19 protein-coding genes are annotated in these 20,048 nt (G+C 42.8%); 8 read left to right on the top strand and 11 right to left on the bottom strand.

Annotation, left to right across the window (positions count from 1 at the left end):
- Positions 1–14: 14 nt before the first annotated feature.
- On the bottom strand, positions 15–836 hold the full coding sequence (gene dapD, locus ACWM1W_RS10665; protein WP_004784553.1) for a 2,3,4,5-tetrahydropyridine-2,6-dicarboxylate N-succinyltransferase: 822 nt from the start codon (positions 834–836) through the stop codon (positions 15–17).
- Positions 837–1,135: 299 nt separating this feature from the next.
- On the opposite strand from dapD, the gene carO reads away from it, so the two are divergent.
- Positions 1,136–1,867 (top strand): ornithine uptake porin CarO type 6, encoded by a 732-nt coding sequence (gene carO / locus ACWM1W_RS10660; protein ID WP_034171210.1) that lies wholly within the window; start codon positions 1,136–1,138, stop codon positions 1,865–1,867.
- Positions 1,868–1,928: 61 nt separating this feature from the next.
- Here the strand turns inward: carO and ACWM1W_RS10655 are convergent, their stop codons facing one another.
- The 8 genes from ACWM1W_RS10655 to ACWM1W_RS10620 all read right to left on the bottom strand — a co-directional run bounded on the left by ACWM1W_RS10655 (position 1,929) and on the right by ACWM1W_RS10620 (position 9,946).
- Positions 1,929–3,161, bottom strand: a complete 1,233-nt coding sequence (locus ACWM1W_RS10655; protein ID WP_375726159.1) for an OmpP1/FadL family transporter — start codon at positions 3,159–3,161, stop codon at positions 1,929–1,931.
- 89 nt (positions 3,162–3,250) lie between these two features.
- The gene (locus ACWM1W_RS10650; protein WP_004784546.1) at positions 3,251–4,174 is read right to left on the bottom strand and encodes a CysB family HTH-type transcriptional regulator; all 924 of its coding nucleotides are present in this window, start codon (positions 4,172–4,174) and stop codon (positions 3,251–3,253) included.
- A 52-nt stretch (positions 4,175–4,226) separates the two neighbouring features.
- Positions 4,227–5,288, bottom strand: coding sequence for a sulfate/molybdate ABC transporter ATP-binding protein (locus tag ACWM1W_RS10645; RefSeq protein ID WP_034171211.1), 1,062 nt, complete (start codon positions 5,286–5,288; stop codon positions 4,227–4,229).
- An 11-nt stretch (positions 5,289–5,299) separates the two neighbouring features.
- Entirely contained in the window at positions 5,300–6,193 is an 894-nt protein-coding gene (cysW, locus tag ACWM1W_RS10640) for a sulfate ABC transporter permease subunit CysW (protein ID WP_034171212.1), read from the bottom strand.
- On the bottom strand, positions 6,190–7,023 hold the full coding sequence (cysT, locus tag ACWM1W_RS10635; RefSeq protein ID WP_004784537.1) for a sulfate ABC transporter permease subunit CysT: 834 nt from the start codon (positions 7,021–7,023) through the stop codon (positions 6,190–6,192). Before cysT ends, cysW begins: the two co-directional genes overlap by 4 nt.
- Before the next feature lie 86 nt (positions 7,024–7,109).
- Complete coding sequence (locus ACWM1W_RS10630; protein WP_034171213.1) at positions 7,110–7,715, bottom strand: RBBP9/YdeN family alpha/beta hydrolase; 606 nt, start codon at positions 7,713–7,715, stop codon at positions 7,110–7,112.
- A gap of 30 nt (positions 7,716–7,745) precedes the next feature.
- Positions 7,746–8,762, bottom strand: coding sequence for a sulfate ABC transporter substrate-binding protein (locus ACWM1W_RS10625; protein WP_375726145.1), 1,017 nt, complete (start codon positions 8,760–8,762; stop codon positions 7,746–7,748).
- A gap of 173 nt (positions 8,763–8,935) precedes the next feature.
- Positions 8,936–9,946 carry a sulfate ABC transporter substrate-binding protein gene (locus ACWM1W_RS10620; RefSeq protein ID WP_312087033.1) on the bottom strand — a complete coding sequence of 337 codons (1,011 nt, stop codon included), beginning with the start codon at positions 9,944–9,946 and terminating at the stop codon, positions 8,936–8,938.
- 161 nt (positions 9,947–10,107) lie between these two features.
- Here ACWM1W_RS10620 and pabC point away from each other — a divergent pair, with 161 nt between their 5' ends.
- The 4 genes from pabC to ACWM1W_RS10600 all read left to right on the top strand — a co-directional run bounded on the left by pabC (position 10,108) and on the right by ACWM1W_RS10600 (position 13,117).
- Complete coding sequence (pabC, locus tag ACWM1W_RS10615) at positions 10,108–10,923, top strand: aminodeoxychorismate lyase (protein WP_375726146.1); 816 nt, start codon at positions 10,108–10,110, stop codon at positions 10,921–10,923.
- A 1-nt stretch (position 10,924) separates the two neighbouring features.
- On the top strand, positions 10,925–11,983 hold the full coding sequence (gene mltG / locus ACWM1W_RS10610) for an endolytic transglycosylase MltG (RefSeq protein WP_375726147.1): 1,059 nt from the start codon (positions 10,925–10,927) through the stop codon (positions 11,981–11,983).
- A 2-nt stretch (positions 11,984–11,985) separates the two neighbouring features.
- On the top strand, positions 11,986–12,585 hold the full coding sequence (gene tmk, locus ACWM1W_RS10605) for a dTMP kinase (protein WP_125279347.1): 600 nt from the start codon (positions 11,986–11,988) through the stop codon (positions 12,583–12,585).
- Between the two features lie 91 nt (positions 12,586–12,676).
- Positions 12,677–13,117 carry a PaaI family thioesterase gene (locus ACWM1W_RS10600; protein ID WP_171248473.1) on the top strand — a complete coding sequence of 147 codons (441 nt, stop codon included), beginning with the start codon at positions 12,677–12,679 and terminating at the stop codon, positions 13,115–13,117.
- Positions 13,118–13,176: 59 nt separating this feature from the next.
- Here the strand turns inward: ACWM1W_RS10600 and ACWM1W_RS10595 are convergent.
- Positions 13,177–13,990 (bottom strand): IS5 family transposase gene (locus ACWM1W_RS10595; RefSeq protein WP_155757183.1). Its coding sequence is split into 2 segments (ribosomal slippage): positions 13,177–13,602 and positions 13,604–13,990, totalling 813 coding nucleotides; the frame shifts between segments, so codons are not numbered across the junction.
- A gap of 112 nt (positions 13,991–14,102) precedes the next feature.
- Complete coding sequence (gene nadB / locus ACWM1W_RS10590) at positions 14,103–15,731, bottom strand: L-aspartate oxidase (RefSeq protein WP_375726148.1); 1,629 nt, start codon at positions 15,729–15,731, stop codon at positions 14,103–14,105.
- 236 nt (positions 15,732–15,967) lie between these two features.
- On the opposite strand from nadB, the gene ACWM1W_RS10585 reads away from it, so the two are divergent.
- The 3 genes from ACWM1W_RS10585 to lepA all read left to right on the top strand — a co-directional run bounded on the left by ACWM1W_RS10585 (position 15,968) and on the right by lepA (position 20,039).
- Positions 15,968–17,353, top strand: a complete 1,386-nt coding sequence (locus ACWM1W_RS10585) for a Do family serine endopeptidase (protein ID WP_375726149.1) — start codon at positions 15,968–15,970, stop codon at positions 17,351–17,353.
- A gap of 123 nt (positions 17,354–17,476) precedes the next feature.
- Entirely contained in the window at positions 17,477–17,962 is a 486-nt protein-coding gene (locus ACWM1W_RS10580) for an acyl-CoA thioesterase (RefSeq protein WP_375726150.1), read from the top strand.
- Between the two features lie 259 nt (positions 17,963–18,221).
- Positions 18,222–20,039 (top strand): translation elongation factor 4, encoded by a 1,818-nt coding sequence (lepA, locus tag ACWM1W_RS10575; RefSeq protein ID WP_004784519.1) that lies wholly within the window; start codon positions 18,222–18,224, stop codon positions 20,037–20,039.
- Positions 20,040–20,048 lie beyond the last annotated feature (9 nt).

Genomic DNA, 20,048 nt, shown 5'->3' with positions numbered 1-20,048 from the left:
TAAGTTAAGACATCTTAGTCTTCGCGTAGCAGATCGTTCAGGCTAGTTTTAGCACGAGTTTTCGCATCTACTTTTTTCACGATTACAGCTGCATATAAGCTGTATTTACCACATTTAGATGGCAGGCTGCCTGATACCACAACAGAACCAGCAGGTACGCGGCCATAATGGATTTCGCCAGTTTCACGGTCATAAATCTTGGTAGATTGACCAATGAATACGCCCATTGAAATGACAGAACCTTCTTCAACGATTACGCCTTCAACGATTTCAGAACGTGCACCGATGAAACAGTTGTCTTCAATAATTGTTGGGTTAGCTTGAAGCGGTTCAAGAACACCACCGATTCCTACACCACCTGACAAGTGAACATTTTTACCGATTTGAGCACATGAACCTACAGTTGCCCAAGTATCGACCATCGTACCTTCATCTACATAAGCACCGATGTTCACATAAGAAGGCATCAGTACCACGTTTTTCGCCTGGAAAGAACCTTTACGCGCTACCGCCGGAGGAACAACACGTACGCCAGCAGCTTTAAACTGCTCATCAGTCCAGTCAGAGAATTTAGTATCTACTTTGTCGTAGAAGCGAAGATCACAAGCTTCCATTGGTTTGTTATCGTTTAATTTAAATGATAACAATACCGCTTTCTTAATCCATTGATGAACAACCCATTCACCTTCGATTTTTTCAGCAACACGTAAAGTACCATTGTCCAGGCCAGCAATTACTTCCTCAACTGCTTGACGGATTTCAGCAGGGCAATCTGCTGCTGTGAAATTCGCACGGTCTTCAAACGCTTGTTCAATGATTGTTGAAAGCTGAGACATGATCTTCCTTCCAGAAAAAAATTTCCGATATTTTACACTATATTGCTCTAAAAAGATGGAAAACTAAGAAGGGTGCTGAATTAAATTCGCAAGTAAAGTGATTAGTATCATTTTCGTATTTTAGATATGTACAAACATTGTTTAAAAAAGGCTTATCATTCAACAAGAAAAATTAATATGTATCAAAAAATAACAAAAGCCCAGCAAAACACGAATAAAAAATATTCATTGGCTCCTTTATATTGAGCTCATCACGAATAACTAATGATGAAAAAAAAGTTCTTTTGAGGAGAGAAATAATGAAAGCTTTATATCAACTTTTAGCAGTATCCGTTCTAGCTGCCACAGCTGGATCTGTCATGGCTGCTGATGAGACAATCGTAACAGATGAAGGCGTAGCTGAATTCTCTTTCTTTAAACCTGCAGCTGTTCGTGCTGAAGTCGGTACTACCGGTTACGGTGGCGCGATCTCTTGGAATGCTAACCCTTATGTAGGTGTTACTCTAGGTTATAATGGTGGTGATATTTCTTGGACTGATGATTTATCAATCAATGGTACAAAATATGACCTAGATATGGATAATAACCTGACTTACTTGAATGCTGAGATTCGTCCTTGGGCGAACTGGTTCTATATGGCTGCCGGTGTAGCATATATTGATAATGATTACGATCTATCTCGCCGTATTGGTAGTGGTGAAACTTTAAGCATTGATAACAATGACTATCAACTTGCTGCTGGTGCTACAGAAGGTCGTGTAAATGGTAAGTTATCTTACAAAAATAATATTGCTCCGTATGTAGGTCTTGGTTTCTCTCCAGCAATTACTAACCGTTGGGGTGTATTTGGTGAAATCGGCGCATACTACAATGGTAACCCAACTGTGGATTTAACTGCTACAGGTCTTGCACCAGTAGAAGGTTCTCCTAGCGTAGGTACAGCGATTGAAAATGAAGAGCGTAAAATTCGCGAAGATAATAAATATGAATGGTTCCCAGTGGCAAAACTGGGTGTAAGCTTCCGCTTCTAAGCTGTAGCTGCTAAGCCTAATAAAAAAACGAGCTTCGGCTCGTTTTTTTATTTATTAAAAGCTATTGAAAATGATAGCCCAACTTCATACCTAGGATCCAGGCACTGTTATCAGAAACTGCGGATAAACCTGCGATCTGCGGCGTAATAGGTTCGGATAAGGAAATTTCAGGTTTTTGAAACTTTAAATAATATAGTCCTGTAGCAATATCCCAGGTTTCTTGAATCTTATAAAGATGACCTAGTCCGATGCCCCAATAGCCATCACTCGGATTCAGGGTTGAAGCCGGATTTCCTGTACCAGAATCCCATAAGAGTTCGATAGAATTTATGCCAAAAGATGGCCATTGATGAGCAAGTCCGATTTTTCCAGACCATTGATCCTCACGATAATCAATCATCCTGAATGGTTTTACTTCCGGAAACTGTAAGGCCGCATAGTCAATTACAGCGCCAAATTTAGGCGGCTGGATCACGAAATTTTGCCAGTTTGACCAACGCAGCGTGCCATAGAGCGCATTTCGATCAGTTAAAGCTGTCTGAAAATCCAAGTTCACAGACTGTGGAGTTTGAATTTCTGTATAAGGTGCTGGATTCGTACCTACAATAATCGACTCAGTGGTTTTATTGTGATGAGTAATTGCAGAGCGATAGGTCAGTGCGGTTCTAAAAAAATATTCTGGAATCTGATAACTGATTCCAGCAAGCCAGCCCCGAGCGGCATCTCGTTCAAATGTGGCCCGATAACCATTGAATATATAAAATGTCTGTCCGGATAAATATAAATTTCCTTCTAAGCTTTGATAACTTAGCCCTGTATAAAAATTCCAGTTATCGTTTGGTTGAAAGCCAATTAATGAGGTCACATTATGGCTCTCAAACTGAATGGTAGCAGCCTCAATTGGAAGTGTTGCACCTGCAAAAACAGGATCATAATGATAAGCGATATCTATAGAATAAGGCTGATCGTAAATCAGTCCCCACGACACTTGAGGATTCAACTGGAATTTTAATGCGACATTAGAGATCAATTGGTTATGGACAAGATTTCCTGTTGAAAAATCCGTGATGCCTAATTGTTGCAGCTCTTCGGTATGTTGTACCTGACCGCTGATATCAGGGCGAACCCAAGCCAGTGAAACTTCAGCATAATTATTTTTTTCAAAAAACGATTGGATGCTTTGGTTAGATTGTTCAAACGCTGCTGCATAACCTGACCCGGAGAAAAACAAGCCCACGGAGAAAAGAGCAAATTTATTATTGATCATCTTGGTATAATTCAATTTATTATGCACGTGATTATGCTTGATATTTATATTCTTTATCCACTCAAAAAATAAAAAAGAGGCAATACGCCTCTTCAATTTAGAAAGTACAACCCATATTATTCATCTGGATAAGCGACTTTTTTCAGTGCCTTGATATCTGCATCTGGTGAGCATAAAGAAATAAACTCATAACCATAACCACGTAATAAGTGACCTTTACGTACTGCAATCCAGGTAGTATTTACCCCAAAAATATCGGTTTTAATCTGTTTCAGGCGATAGTCACGTTCTGGATCATAAGCCAGATCATTGACAATGCCGACACCCATGTTGAGCTCTACATAAGTTTTAATCACATCGGCATCCAGAGCTGACATTACAATATCCACATCCACACCGGCTTCTTCAAAGGCTGAGTCGATTTTAGAACGGCCTGTAAAACCACCGTGATAAGTAATAATCGGATAGCCAGCGAGGTCTTCAATACGAACCTGTTCTTTGCTATTCAGCGGGTGATTTTGCGGCGTAATAATACTGTGCTGCCAGTTATAATAAGGCACACTCGCCAGATTTTCTTCAGTCGTCAAGGCTTCAGTCGCAATCCCGATATCTGCTTCACCCTGAAGAAGCATTTCGGTGATTTCCATTGGACTGGCTTGTTGCAAAATCAGATGAACTTTCGGAAATTCTTTTTTAAATTGGTTCACGATTGGCGGTAATACATAACGTGCCTGGGTATGTGTCGTTGCAATCGTTAATGTACCTTCATCGACCTTGTTAAAGTCATCTGCAAGACGTTTGATATTGTCTGCATCAACCAGCATACGCTCTACAATGCCGAGAAGTGCCTGACCTGGTTCAGTCAGTCCTAAAAGGCGTTTACCTTTACGGATAAATAGCTGTACACCAAGCTCATCTTCTAAATCTTTAATATGCTTACTGACACCTGACTGCGAAGTATAAAGCGCGGCTGAAGCTTCAGTTAAGTTAAAATTCTGTCTAACAGTTTCTCGAATAATTCTTAATTGTTGGAAATTCATAATTCTTTACCCTATAAGAGGATGGGGCATTTAAAAGCCTCATCTTGCAGTCTTACGCGACCTGGTTTTCAAATAAATGCAGATTTAATGCACTCAACCAAACAGTTTGATCCGGACGGAATTGATGAGCGCGAGCTTCTTCTGGTGTCAGTGAAATTTCAATCAGATTACCTTGGCGGTCATTCAGTTCCGCAACAACTTTTCCTGCAATCCAGAGTTCACGAATAAACGTGGCCTGAATCGTATTCTCTTGTGGTTGTGCATGAATACGCAGTTCATCCGGGCGAGCGAATACAATGACATTACCCTGAGCTGCCTGTTTGGCGGCATCGAACTGGATACGGTCTTCACCTAGCTGAAGTATGCCGCCATTATTCTGGCCTTCGAAACGGTTAGCTTGTCCCAGGAAGTCAAACACGAATGGTGTTTTCGGTGTTTCATACACTTCACGTGGTGAACCGATCTGTTCCACATTGCCTTTATTCATCACTACGATCTGATCAGCAACTTCTAAGGCTTCTTCCTGGTCGTGAGTGACAAAAATTGAAGTAATGTGCAGCTCATCATGCAGGGTACGTAACCAGCGGCGCAGTTCTTTACGGACTTTGGCATCTAGTGCGCCGAACGGCTCATCCAGTAACAGTACACGTGGCTCAACGGCTAGTGCACGCGCAAGTGCAATACGTTGACGCTGACCACCAGAAAGCTGAGCCGGATAACGGTCTGCCAGGAAGCCAAGTTGTACCAGATCAAGCAAACGGGTCACACGTTTTTTAATTTCTGCTTCTGATGGACGGGTTGAACGTGGGCGTACACGTAGACCAAAAGCCACGTTATCGAATACGGTCATATGACGGAACAGGGCATAGTGCTGGAATACAAAACCCACTTCACGTTCACGTACGTGGACATTGGTTGCATCCTGGCCTTCCAGAATCACCTGACCACCGTCAGCAGATTCAAGACCTGCAATAATACGCAGTAGAGTCGTTTTACCGCAGCCTGAAGGGCCGAGCAGGGCAACCAGCTGACCATCTGGGAAATCCAGAGAAATGTTTTTAAGTGCATGGAATGCACCAAAGTGTTTTTCAATATTTTTAACTTGAATACTCATGTGGGCATTCCTTAAGAAACTGTTGAATCGTCATTACGTTTGTCTTGTTTTTCCTGGCGCAGTTCGACCCAGGTTTTCAGAACCAGAGTCACAATTGCGAGGAGAGCCAGGAGCGATGACACGGCAAACGCAGCACTAAAGGTATATTCGTTATATAGAATTTCGACGTGTAGCGGCAAAGTATTGGTTTCACCACGGATATGGCCAGAAACCACTGATACTGCACCGAACTCACCCATGGCGCGGGCATTACACAGAATTACGCCGTAAATCAGACCCCATTTGATATTTGGCAGGGTCACTTTCCAGAAGGTTTGCCAGCCAGATGCACCTAGTACAATCGCAGCTTCTTCTTCTTCAGTACCTTGCGCTTCCATTAAAGGGATCAGCTCACGTGCTACAAAAGGTACGGTAATGAAGATCGTTGCCAGAACAATCGCAGGAACAGCGTAAAGGATCTTGATGTCATTATCCATCAACCAGCCACCCATCCAGCCTTGAGTACCGAAAATCAGTACCAGCATCAAACCTGCAATAACAGGTGATACCGAGAAAGGCATATCGATAATGGTGGTCAAAATTGATTTACCCGGGAAGTTAAACTTCGCCACTGACCAGGCTGCAGCTACGCCGAATACTACATTCATCGGTACCGCGATCACAGCCGTTAGCAAGGTCAGTTTGACCGCAGATAAAGTATCTGGATGAACGAGGGCTTGCGTATATACGCCAACGCCTTGTTTAAACGCTTCAACAAAGACCAGAACCAAAGGCAGAATCAGGCAGCTTAAAAAGAAGATCAGTGCAATCGCAATCAGGGTATAACGTACCCAGGTCGGCTCACGAGTCGCATCGCGGGATTGCAATTTTTCAGCCAGCGCATTGCTGTTGGTATTTAAACTCATCGTGCAGTTCTCCCGGTACGACGGCTCGCCCAAGCTTGCAATAAGTTAATCAGGAAAAGCATCACAAAGGAAATGAGCAGCATCACTACAGCAATTGTGGTCGCACCTGCATAGTCATATTCTTCCAGACGGGAAATAATCATTAATGGCGCAATTTCAGTTTCAAAGGGCTGGTTACCGGCAATGAAAATCACTGAGCCATATTCACCGACACCACGTGCAAAGGCCAAAGCAAAACCTGTGATCAGTGCTGGCAGCAGAATTGGAAAAATGACTTTGGTGACGATCTGAAAACGGTTCGCACCGAGTGCAGAAGCCGCTTCTTCCAGTTCAGTTTCTAAATCAGAAAGAACTGGCTGTACCGTACGGACCACAAAAGGAATACCGATAAAGATCAAAGCCAGGGTAATACCGATCGGAGTATAAGCCACCTTGATGCCAATTGGATCTAAATACTGACCAATCCAGCCCGTCGGTGCATATAAAGAAGTCAGAGCAATACCGGCAACTGCAGTTGGTAGGGCAAAAGGCAGATCGACCAGTGCATCGACAATACGTTTACCCGGAAAGCTATAACGCACCAGACACCATGCCAGTAACAGGCCAAAAACTACATTAATCAAAGCAGCGATAATGGCTGAACTAAAGCTTAGCTGTAATGATTTCAAGATACGTTCAGAGCTCAGGATTTCCCATAAACCTTCCCAGCCAATGCCGAGTGATTTAATAAAAACGGCAGATAACGGGATCAGAACGATTAATGACAAATACGCTAGGGTAAAGCCTAGAGAAAGACCAAATCCTGGCAGCACTCGGGATCGCTGCGACATGATTACTCCTCAAAAGAGAGAATGCTGGTTAAAGTTAACCAGTGAAAATTAGAAAATAGAATCGGCACAAGCATAATTTGCAGGGACTAAAATGCAAATTTAAAATAATACTTGCTCTCATTAACTTTGCTGATATGGTGCATAGCCTTTTCTGAAATCAAATATTGTTCAATTTCAGGGAAAGGACCAAAACCGGAAGCAACATTGACATGGCCTACAACTCCCAGATTAATCGGTTTGATATTCCAGGCTTTCGCCAGAACCTGGGCATCTTCAAAACTTAGCCATGGATCATTTTCACTGATCAGCAAAGTCGTTGGAGCCTGAATCTTGAGCTGCTGGAAATAGGCGCTGTAATCCGTCTGGCTATCACGGGCAAAACCATTTTCCCCAAAACGTGCCGGATTGGCAGGTGCAACCAGAACCAGATTTTTGACTTTAGTATTCAGTTCAGGATGCTGGGCCAATGATGCCACGCTGGTCAAACAGCCAAAGCTATGTGCCACAATTTGTACATCATCTGGAATGACTTGCAGAGTTTTAACAAATTCTGCGACCCATACATCCAGTACCGGATGATTCCAGTCCTTTTGCTGCACACGGGAGCAACGCATGAGCCGGTGTTGCAGGCAGGTTTGCCAGTGATTGTATTCACTGCCACCCACACCGGGAACAATAAGCGTATGAGTCATGTCGATGCTCCTGTATGAAATCAGCTTAAATTAATTTTTTGCGCTGTTAGCTTTAACGATCTGGTCAAAAACACCACCATTTTCAAAGTGGGCTTTCTGTACTTTATCCCAGCCACCAAACTCCTGATCAATAGTCACCAGTTTTAATGGCTTAAAGACTTGGCTATATTTCATCAGCACTTTTTCATTACGTGGGCGATAGAAGTTACGTGCTGAGATTTCCTGACCCAGTGGTGAGTACAGGAAGTTTAAATAACCCTGGGCCAGGTATTTGTTACCTTTTTTATTGGCATTCTTTTCAACAATTGCCACGGGTGGCTCAGCTAGAATTGACAGGGAAGGAGTCACAATTTCAAACTTGCCCGGTTGTTCACGAAGGGCTAAATGTGCTTCATTTTCCCAAGCCAGTAATACGTCACCGATGCCACGTTCAGCAAAAGTGGTGGTTGAACCACGCGCACCTGAATCAAGTACTTTGGTTTGTTTATAGATTTTACGAACAAATTCTTGTGCAGTTTTGTCGTTACCGCCCGGTAAGTGTTTTGCATATACCCAAGCTGCTAAATAGTTCCAGCGTGCACCGCCTGAGGTTTTAGGATTTGGTGTGATAATCTCTACACCCGGTTTTACCAGATCACCCCAATCCTTGATGCCCTTTGGATTGCCTTTACGTACCAGGAATACGATGGTAGAAGTATATGGTGTTGAGTTTTGTGGTAATTTTTTCTGCCAGTCTGCAGGTAACAGTTTGGCTTTTTCGACCAGTACATCAATGTCAGCGGCTAATGCCAACGTTACGACATCGGCATCCAGACCATCAATCACGGCACGCGCCTGTTTACCTGAACCACCATGTGACTGTTTGAAGTTAATGCTTTGGCCAGTACGGCTTTTCCAGTATTTACCAAATTCTTTATTGACGTCTTCATAGAGTTCACGCGTCGGATCATAAGAGACATTCAGAAAGTCGCGCGCTGCAGCAGAAAACGAAGTTGCTGAAATAACAGCAGCCAGAACCCCTAGTTTTAGTTTTGTTGAAATGCTCATGTGAACCTCACACTCTTACACGTTTTGTAACATGAGTGAAGAATAAACCTAATCTTTATGCATAAAAAATAATTAAAAATGAATTTTATATGAAAATATAAGATAAAAGATTTTATAAGTATTTGAAACAACAATGGCCTTATTCAATAAGGCCATTGCATAGACATTTATTATTACGATTTTGTGCTATTTGCCTTTACGATCTGGTCAAAGATACCGCCATTGGCAAAGTGTTTTTTCTGTACTTTGTCCCAACCGCCAAACTCTTTATCAATGGTCACCAGCTTCAGCGATTTAAAGACATTACTGTATTGTTTTAATACTGCCGCATTACGTGGGCGGTAGAAATTCTTTGCAGCAACCGTTTGACCCGCAGGTGAGTACAGGTAGTTCAGATACGCTTTCGCCAGATTTTCATTACCATCTTTTTTGGCATTCTTTTCAACGATTGCCACTGGTGGTTCAGCCAAAATCGATAAGGAAGGGGTAATAATTTCGAACTTGCCAGGCTGTTCACGAATCGCTAAATGCGCCTCATTCTCCCAAGCCAGCAATACATCACCGATACCACGCTCAGCGAATGTAGTAGTCGCACCACGTGCACCAGAGTCGAGTACTTTGGTCTGTTTATAAATCTGGCGAACAAAGTCTTGAGCTTTAGTATCATTACCACCAGGCTGATGTTTCGCCCAAGCCCACGCTGCTAAATAGTTCCAGCGTGCACCACCAGAGGTTTTCGGGTTTGGTGTAATGATTTCTACGCCCGGTTTCACCAGATCCCCCCAGTCTTTAATGCCTTTAGGATTACCTTTTTTCACCAGGAAAACGATGGTTGAGGTATAAGGTGTCGAGTTTTGTGGGAATTTTTTCTGCCAGTCTTTAGGTAGCAGGCCGCGTGCTGCAATCTCATCAATATCTGCAGCTAGAGCCAAAGTCACGACGTCCGCATCTAGACCATCAATGACAGCACGTGCCTGTTTGCCTGAACCGCCATGTGACTGTTTAAAGTTCACATCTTGGCCAGTAGATTTTTTCCAGTAAGCACTGAATTCTTTATTAAAGTTATCGTACAATTCGCGAGTTGGGTCATAAGACACGTTCAGGAAGTCTTTTGCAGATACGCTAAAAGCGGTTGCTGAAATAAGTGCTGCCAATACCCCAATTTTTAATTTACGGATGTTCATATTTGCCTCAAATGTTTCTTTGTTTTGTTGAATGGGGCAAGAATAGCTGGAGATTTTTTGCATAAAAAATAATTAAAAATGAATTTTATGTGAGTAAAACAGATATATAGACAGAGCTTATATTTCATCGCTCTATCCGTCACCAGAGAGGCCTTAAAAGCATGCTGTATTTAAAAAATGCTCAACCTGTCAAAGATATAGATGTGCTGGATCGTGCCTTTCATTATGGTGATGGCTGCTTTACTACCGCCCGCATACGTCGAAACCAGATCGAGTTAGCAGACCGTCATCTAGCCCGTTTAAGGATGAGCCAGCAAAAATTAAGTTTGCATGCTGATCTGGACCTGATTGAAAAAAGTTTGCAAGCGTTATTGAAATCAGAAGCTGAACTGAACGGAACCTTAAAGATTGTACTGAGTCGTGGTATAGGACAGCGTGGTTATAGCCTGCCAGACCATCCGGCAGATCTTTGGGTGTTTTATTATCCGAAAACTGTACAGGACTTCAGTTATGAACAGATTCAGACGGGTGTATTGCAACAGGCCATTGGTCTCAGTATGCCGAATCTGGTGGGGCTGAAAACCTTAAATCGTCTGGAACAGGTTTTGCTTAAACAGGAAGCGGATCAGCATGGCTGGCCGGAAGCATTGGTAACTGATGTGCAGGGTACAATTGTTGAAGGGGTGAGCAGTAATTGCTTCATTCGTATAAACAATACATGGATTACACCAGAACTTCGTTATAATGGCGTCTTCGGTGTAATGCGTGCAGAAATTTTGCAACGTATGCAGGATCAGGGCATTATCTGTCAGCAGCATGATGTGGAAATGGATGAAATTCCCCATATCGACAGCTTGTTTTTCTGCAATGCGCTCAGTCCGATGAAAATTGCCACTCAATTTGAGCAGCGTGCTTTAAATATAGATGCTTGTATTGAACTTTTTAACCGTCTTCGATTGAATCAGATGCCTTATTAATATGTCAGCTTCCAAGTCTAAAACCAAAAAGAAAAATAATGCCAAACGCCCTGGTTTCATGAAGGGGATAGCTCTATTTCTAATCGGGATACTCCTGGTTCTAGGGCTGATCCTGAAAGCCAGCCTATGGAAAGATTATCCTGTAGAAGGTCAAAAACAGTTACTGGCAATTAGTAATGGTGAAACCTATTCTGGATTTATTGATCGGCTGGCCAAAGAAAATCATGTCAGCTTTCCGATTATTTTAAAGCTGTATCAGCGCATCATGATTCATGACACCATGAAGGCGGGTGTCTATGAAATTCCTCAAGGTATGAGCATCCGTGCAGTACTGGACATGATTTCCAATGCAGAAAATGCTCAGATGAACCGGATTCTGGTGATTGAGGGCACGACCTTTAAACAGCTGATTGATGCCTTAAAGAAAGATGATCTGGTGACTAAAGAAGTGGTGAATTTGCCAACCGATCAATTGCTCAAAGAACTCAATATTCCATTTAATCATCCTGAAGGTCTATTTGCTCCAGATACCTATTTCTTTGCCAAAGGTGAAACGGATCGCAAGATTCTGACCGATCTTTATCAGCGCCAGATGAAGTCTCTGGATCAGGCTTGGGAAAAACGTGCTTCAGATCTGCCATATCAGAATAAATACGAAGCGCTAATCATGGCATCGATCATTGAAAAAGAAACCAGTCTGGATAGCGAGTTACAACAGGTATCTGGTGTATTTGTGCGCCGTTTGAAAATAGGCATGCGTCTACAGACAGATCCAACCGTGATTTATGGTATGGGTGAGAATTACAAAGGTAATATCACCCGCCAGGATCTACGCACTCCAACACCTTATAACACCTATACCATGGCTGGCTTACCACCAACACCGATTGCTTTGCCAAGCAAAAAAGCCATTGAAGCAGCGATGCATCCGGACAATTCACAAAATCTTTATTTTGTTGCAACGGGTAATGGTGGGCATAAATTCAGCAGCAGTCTGCAAGACCACAATAGAGCAGTGCAAGAATATCTCTCTGTTTTACGTTCAAAAAATAAGGAATGAGCATGTTTATCAGCTTTGAAGGCACTGAAGGTGTAGGGAAAACCACACTCATTCGTCGTATCTATGATGATTTTATTGCTCAAGGTAAAGAGGTCGTGCTGACCCGCGAGCCGGGCGGTACACCGATGGCAGAACAGATTCGTTCGCTATTGTTGGCCGTAAACCACGAAGAAGCGATGTGCCATGATACAGAGTTATTGCTGATGTATGCAGCACGTGCCCAGCATCTGGCACAAGTGATTCTACCCGCTTTAAATGCTGGAAAAATTGTCTTATGTGATCGCTTCAGTGATGCCAGCTTTGCCTATCAATGTGCAGGGCGTGGACTCAGTGAAGACAAGCTGAATCTGTTGAATCAAAATTTTGTGGAACGTATGCCGGATATTACGTTTTGGCTGGATGCACCGATTGAACTGGGTATGAATCGTGCCCGTGCCCGAGGTGCTCTGGATCGGTTTGAGCAAGAGAAAGTTACGTTCTTTGAGAAAGTTCGCGCTGGATATGCAACACTATGCCAGCGTCATCCAGAACGGATTAAATGTCTGGATGCAACTCAAACACCGGATCAGGTGTTTGAACAGGCGCTGTCTTATTTAAAATAATTTTATTCTAAAGACATTTTTGGCATACTTTTCTCTAGTTATTTCAAGGAAGAATCTTCTATATTGGAAGAAATCAGGAAGATAAAACATGATTAAAAGTACAAGAGAAGAAATCATCCAGTTTTTACAGCAGGAATTTCCACAGAGCCTGGAAAAGTGCCAGATCGAAGCTGTAGTGCCTCAGGGTGCAACCTTACTGTATCGAGTGAGTGAGCAGGAATTACGTCCCGGCGGCACAGTGTCTGGCCCCACCATGATGACCTTAGCTGATCTGGCTTTATATATTGCGATCCTCGGTGAGATTGGACTGGTTGGCCTGGCAGTGACTACGAACTTAAATATCAATTTTCTGCGTAAACCTTCGGGTGGTGTTGATCTGCGAGGGGAAAGTAAATTGATGAAAGTGGGGAAGGCGCTCATTGTGGGAGAAGTCTGGATTTATTCGATTGATCAGGAAGAGCCGGTTGCCCATGTGACAGCGACCTATTCGGTTCCACCACGTAAAGAACACGTGCATTCCTTAAAATGCTGATTAATTCTTACAAATCATAGGCTTTATTTAAATCCTGATTATTAGATCTCTTGCGAAAGTTAATTTATGAGCATCCAATTCACCATTCCCGCTATTAAATTCATTCTTAAACCAAATCGTTTACGCCTATTTCTATAACGCTCCCCTAGAATACGAAATGCTTTGAGTTTTGAATTAATATGCTCAATTGGAATCCTACGACGACTTATCTCCTTATTGATCCGCTTGGCTTCTTTGGATAATTTCATATTTTTAGGTTTCTTTATTGGTATGAGTAGCTTACTCTTAATTTCTTTAAAGCCTTTATATGCTAAATCTGCCATGACACATGTAAAATTAGCAAATTCTTTAGCATATTTACGGGCAATGCTTAGATCATGAACCCTTCCACTTCTTACCTGGATACTCACGATCTGATTTAACTTTGGATTAAAAATCACCTGTGTTTTAAAGGTATGTTTCTTCTTTTTACCGCTATAGAATTTTCTTTGTTTTTTTGGGACGCTCAATCTGTGACTCAGTAACATCAACGATTACATCATCCTCCTCATTAAACTTTTGATTCCTTTTCGGCAATGCGAAAATCCGTGATTGAATCAGAGCATTTTCAACTTTCTGAATCGTACGATTCACATTACTTTCAGCTAGGTTATAGTCGGCGGATAACTCAATTTGGGTTCTATAACAGCGTAAGTAATTTAAAGTTAACAACAATTGATCCTCTAAACACAACGAATGAGGTCTTCCAGATTTTTTCTTGGCAAGCTCAGCGTGTTGTAACACTGATACCATTTTTAAGAATAATGGGCGAGGGACTCCAACAAGCCGTTTAAATTCCCCATCATTAAATTTAGTCAAATTTTCATATTTCATGGGACGAGTATAAACGTTTTTTTACTTTCGCAAGAGGTCTATTCTAAAAACTTAAAAAATCAGAGCCAAAGAAAAGGCAGATAACATTTAAAAATATTATCTGCCTATATCTTTAAGCATTCACCAAAGGAGTTTCTACTTCAAAACTTGGTGGAATCAGTACAGTTTTACGTAGTTCAGGCAGCAATTCTGGATAATCCAGGGTGAAATGCAGGCCACGAGATTCTTTACGTTGCATGGCACAACGCACAATCATCTCAGAAACCAATACCAGATTACGCAGCTCGATCAAGTTTTTGCTCACCTGATAATCCTGATAGTATTCGGTAATTTCTTTCTTTAACATCTCAATCCGGTGCAGGGCACGTTCCAGACGTTTAGTCGTGCGGACGATACCCACATAGTTCCACATGGTCTGGCGCAGCTCGTCCCAGTTTTGCAGAATAACCACATCTTCATCAGGATTGGTCACCTGAGAATCATCCCATTCTGGTACCTCAGGGATAGCTTGATCTGCCTTGAAATTTTCCTGAATATGTTTGGCAGCACTCATGCCATATACAAAACATTCTAAAAGTGAGTTACTGGCCATACGGTTAGCGCCGTGTAAGCCAGTATAAGAAGTTTCACCAATCGCATAGAGTCCAGCAATATCGGTCTGACTGTTTTCATCTACGACCACACCACCACAGGTATAATGCGCAGCAGGAACCACAGGAATCATTTCCTTGGTGATGTCGATGCCAAGTTCTAACAGACGTGCATATAAGGTTGGGAAGTGTGCTTTGATGAAGCTTTCATCTTTATGGGTAATATCTAGCCAGACATGACGAATGCCCAGACGTTTAATCTCATAGTCAATCGCGCGTGCCACAATATCACGTGGTGCCAGCTCTGCACGCTCATCAAAACGCAGCATAAAACGCTCACCATCAGGTAGGCGTAAATATGCACCTTCACCACGCATGGCTTCTGTGATCAGGAATGAACGGGCTTGTGGGTGATATAAACAGGTCGGATGGAACTGGTTGAATTCCATATTGGCAACCCGGCAACCGGCACGATAGGCCATCGCAATCCCATCACCAGTCGCGATATCCGGATTGGAAGTATAAAGATAGGCTTTCATCGCACCGCCACAAGCCAGGGCAGTAAATGGTGCTAAGAAAGTATGGACTTGTGCACTTGCTTCATTGAGTGCATATAAACCTAAGGCGCGATTTTCACCATCTAGGCCCAGTTTTTGTGAACAGATCAGGTCGATCGCAATGTAATTTTCAAAGATGGTAATATTTTCTTTTTCCTGAGCACGCTGTACCAACGTGGTAGAAATGGCACGCCCAGTAGCATCAGCCGCATGAATGATTCGGCGCTGTGAATGGCCGCCTTCACGGGTCAAATGTAATTGTTCCTGCTCATCCAGAGTAAATTGGACGCCGTGTTTCAGCAGAAAATCCACCGAAGGCTTACCACCTTCAACCGTCTGCTTCACCGCATCCATTTCACACAGATGTACACCTGCAATCATGGTGTCATCAATATGCTGTTCAATCGAGTCTGTCTCATCCAGTACTGCTGCAACACCGCCTTGAGCATAATAGGTACTGGCATCGGTCAGGGTAGATTTGGCAAGAACTGCAATATTAAAATGTTCAGGCAAAGAAAGTGCTAGACTTAGGCCGGCACCACCACTGCCCACAATGATCACGTCAAAATGATGGGTAAGGGGAAAATTAGACATGTCCATCAGCTAATTGAAAAAAGTCCGGTAATCAGAGCGCTTTTTTGTACAAAAGGCAAGCGTTTAAGTGCTCATTTATTGATGAAAAAAATTAATAAAAGCTTTAACTTAATGCTTTAGAAAAATTAAAGGTTGCTAACATTCAAGCTTTCGAACATATTGTTACTTAAAATATATGAAGTTTGTGATAAAACCTATTTACATAAATTTATCAACAATTTGGGTGAATAATTTATATGAAAATTCTGGATTTAAAAAAAGGATTATTTGCAGCGACTGTTACTATGAGTGCTGCTCAGTTACAGGCAGTAACACCCGTCGATTTTTCTAACCTGGTTGATCAGGTCAGTCCGGCAGTTGTCAGTGTGAGTGTTGTCAAAAAAATGAGCGAAGAAGAGCTCTTGCAACAACAGGTTCCTGAAATTTTACGCCGTTTCTTTGGTAATCAGGTGATTATTCCACAGCCACGCGTACCGCAGGAAAAAACCGGATATGGGAGTGCCTTCTTCATTAGTAAGGATGGCTATCTGCTGACCAACCACCACGTAGTTGAAGATGCGTCTAAAGTGACAATTACCTTGAATGATCGTCGGGAAATTGATGCGACAGTCGTGGGAAGCGACGAGCGTACTGACGTCGCTTTATTGAAAGTTAATGGTTCAGGTTTCCCGGAACTGCGTACTGGTGATGTCGATAAATTACGTGTAGGTGAACCCGTATTAGCAATCGGTTCACCTTTTGGTTTTGACTACTCCGCTTCTGCCGGCATTGTCAGTGCCAAGATGCGTAACATGATGGGCGAAACAGCCGTACCATTTATTCAAACTGACGTTGCCCTCAACCCGGGAAACTCGGGTGGACCGCTATTTAACCAGCGCGGTGAAGTGGTTGGGGTGAACTCACGAATCTTCAGTGGTACTGGTGGTTATATGGGGCTGTCATTTTCGATTCCCATTGATGTCGCTATGGAAGTCGCTGACCAGCTGAAACGCGATGGCAAGGTGACCCGTTCTTATTTGGGTGTAAGCCTGCAAGATATCGACCGTACTTTGGCTGAATCTTACAAATTATCTAAGCCAGAAGGTTCTTTAATTACCCAGGTGGCACCAAACTCGCCAGCAGCTAAAGCGGGTCTGCAAGCCGGTGACGTGATTTTAAAATACAACGGTACTGATATTTCACGCACTAGCCAGTTGCTGAACTATTTGAACCGTTCTGCGCCTAAACAGCAGATTCAGCTGGAAGTATTACGTGATGATAAACGTCGTAATATCAATGCAACCTTAACAACTGCGCCAGATGAAACGCCAGCCAAAGCAGGCAACCAGGCTCAGCCAAATAAAGGTCCGGTATTAGGCGTTACTATTCGTGAATTAAGTCCGGCTGAAAAAGAGCGTTTAGAGATTAATGGTGGTGTAGTCATTCAGGACGTTCGTAGAGACGGGATCGCAGCTCAGGCACGGATCATGCCAAATGATGTTGTGACTCAAATCAATGGTAAAGCGATATTGAACAGTAACCAGTTTGTGGAAGCGGTGGCAGATCTAAAAAAAGGTAGTGTTGCCCGTGTCGGTCTGATTCGTCAGGGGCAACGTGCCATTGTCGGGATGCGCATTTCATAAAATAAATGAATCTTCAATAAAAGACCGCTTGTATAGGCGGTTTTTTATTTTTCGCAATTTACCCGAGGCATAATTTCTGTAGACTCTGTACATGGAAAAATTGCGATAAAGGATAAGAGAAAAGTGACTGGTATTTTTGACCAAGTTTTAAAGGTACAACCTGAACATATCGACCGTTTAGGACATGTGAATAACGTAGTTTATGTGCAGTGGATGCAGGATGTGGCCTCGGCCCATATCGAGCAATCAGGACTCGGCTTAAATGAGTATCTGCAACTTAAACATGCCATGGTTGCAGTTGAACATCATGTCCAGTATCGCAAGGCGGCATTTGAAGGGGATGAGCTGATTCTACGAACCTGGTTAAGTGATCTGAATGCCTTATATTCATTCAGACAGTATGCTTTTTATCGTCCACAGGATCAGAATGTCCTATTTACTGGTAGCACGCAGTGGGCTTGTATCGAAATTGCGTCGGGTCGCCCGAAGCGTATGTCGCCAAGTTTTACCCAAGCTTATCAGCCCCTCTCAGACAGTATTAACCCTTATGATTTTTCTACTTTATATTTGAGTGAAGAAGCAAAGGCAATAAGAGAAGAATCAATCTAATAAGGTGATGATATCGAGATTGAATAGAAGGCAGCTACTAAATAGGAAGCAGCCCATTTAACAAGCTGTTTCTAAGAAAAAAGCTGAGGAAAAGAAAAATAAGAAGAAACTGGTCATGTGCTTAAGACAGCTAAGAGAGAAGAAAGATAATTCTTTTTCTGTATCTCCATTCTGCTATAATCCTCGGCAATTTCTATTCGGCTTTTGTTATGCAATGACTTTTTAAATTGCATGGCGCGTTTTTTTCTCAAGGTAGCCCATGGCGCAAGCTAAAAAATCTGTTGATATTAAAAACATTCGTAACTTCTCGATTATTGCGCATATTGACCACGGTAAATCGACTCTGGCAGACCGTTTTATTCAAACTTGTGGTGGTTTGCAGGATCGTGAAATGCAGGCTCAAGTTCTTGATTCTATGGAACTTGAACGCGAACGTGGGATTACCATCAAAGCGGCTTCGGTCACCTTGTACTATACCCATCCAAATGGTCAGGAGTATCAGTTGAACTTCATTGATACCCCGGGACACGTGGATTTCTCTTATGAAGTTTCACGTTCTTTAGCGGCCTGTGAAGGTGCACTTCTCGTTGTGGATGCAGCGCAAGGGGTAGAAGCGCAGTCTGTAGCAAACTGCTATACCGCGATTGAGCAGGGTCTGGAAGTTTTACCAGTACTGAACAAGATTGACTTGCCACAGGCTGAACCCGAACGTGTAATTCAGGAAATTGAAGATATTATCGGGATTGAAGCGACTGAAGCACCGACCTGTTCAGCAAAAACTGGCCTAGGTATTGAAGGTGTACTTGAAACGCTGGTGAATGTCATTCCTGCACCAACAGGTGAACGTGATGCACCGCTGCAAGCGTTGATTATTGACTCATGGTTCGATAACTACTTGGGCGTGGTATCTCTAGTTCGTGTTAAACAGGGGCGTGTTCGCAAAGGCGACAAGATGCTGGTGAAATCGACGGGTCAGACACATATCATCACTTCAGTCGGTATTTTCAATCCGAAGCATACTGAAACCGATATTCTTGAAGCGGGTGAAGTTGGTTTCGTAATTGCCGGTATTAAAGACATTTTTGGTGCACCAGTGGGTGATACCATTACACTGGCAACTACTCCAGAAGTTCCAACATTACCTGGTTTCAAAAAAGTAAAACCACAGGTCTATGCGGGCCTGTTCCCAATCGATTCCAGTGATTTTGAACCTTTCCGTGAAGCATTGCATAAACTGCAAATCAATGACTCTGCGCTGTTCTTCGAACCAGAAAGTTCTGATGCTCTAGGCTTCGGTTTCCGCTGTGGCTTCTTAGGTATGCTGCACATGGAGATCGTACAGGAGCGTCTAGAACGTGAATACGATCTGGATTTGATCTCTTCAGCACCAACGGTAATTTATGAAGCAGTGATGAAAAATGGCAATACCATTTACATCGATAGCCCGTCAAAAATGCCAGATGGCTCAACTGTTGAAGACCTGCGTGAACCAATTGCAGAGTGTCATATCCTCGTGCCACAGGAATACCTGGGTAATGTCATGACCCTATGTATTGAGCGCCGTGGTGTACAGAAAGACATGAAGTTCATGGCGAATCAGGTATCCGTTACTTTTGAAATTCCAATGGCCGAAGTGGTGATGGATTTCTTTGATAAATTGAAATCTTGTTCACGTGGTTTTGCGTCACTAGATTACAACTTTGTGCGTTTTGAAAGTTCATCACTGGTGAAAGTGGATGTCCTGATCAATGGTGAAAAAGTCGATGCTTTAGCAATGATTTGCCATCGCCAGGATGCACGTCACCGTGGGATTGCACTGGTTGAAAAAATGAAAGACCTGATTCCTCGTCAGATGTTTGATGTGGCAATTCAGGCGGCTATTGGTGCGCAAATTATTGCCCGTTCTACTGTAAAAGCAATGCGTAAAAACGTATTGGCAAAATGTTATGGTGGTGACGTATCACGTAAGAAGAAACTTCTTGCAAAACAGAAAGAAGGTAAGAAACGTATGAAACAGGTGGGTAGCGTTGAAATTCCACAAGAAGCGTTCTTAGCTGTACTGAAAGTCGAACGCTAATACTATAAG

It is taken from the genome of Acinetobacter sp. TW_SC_4, from assembly GCF_054861205.1.
Note: the sequence above shows the minus strand (reverse complement) of the source record. Positions and strands in the feature narration are given on the sequence as shown.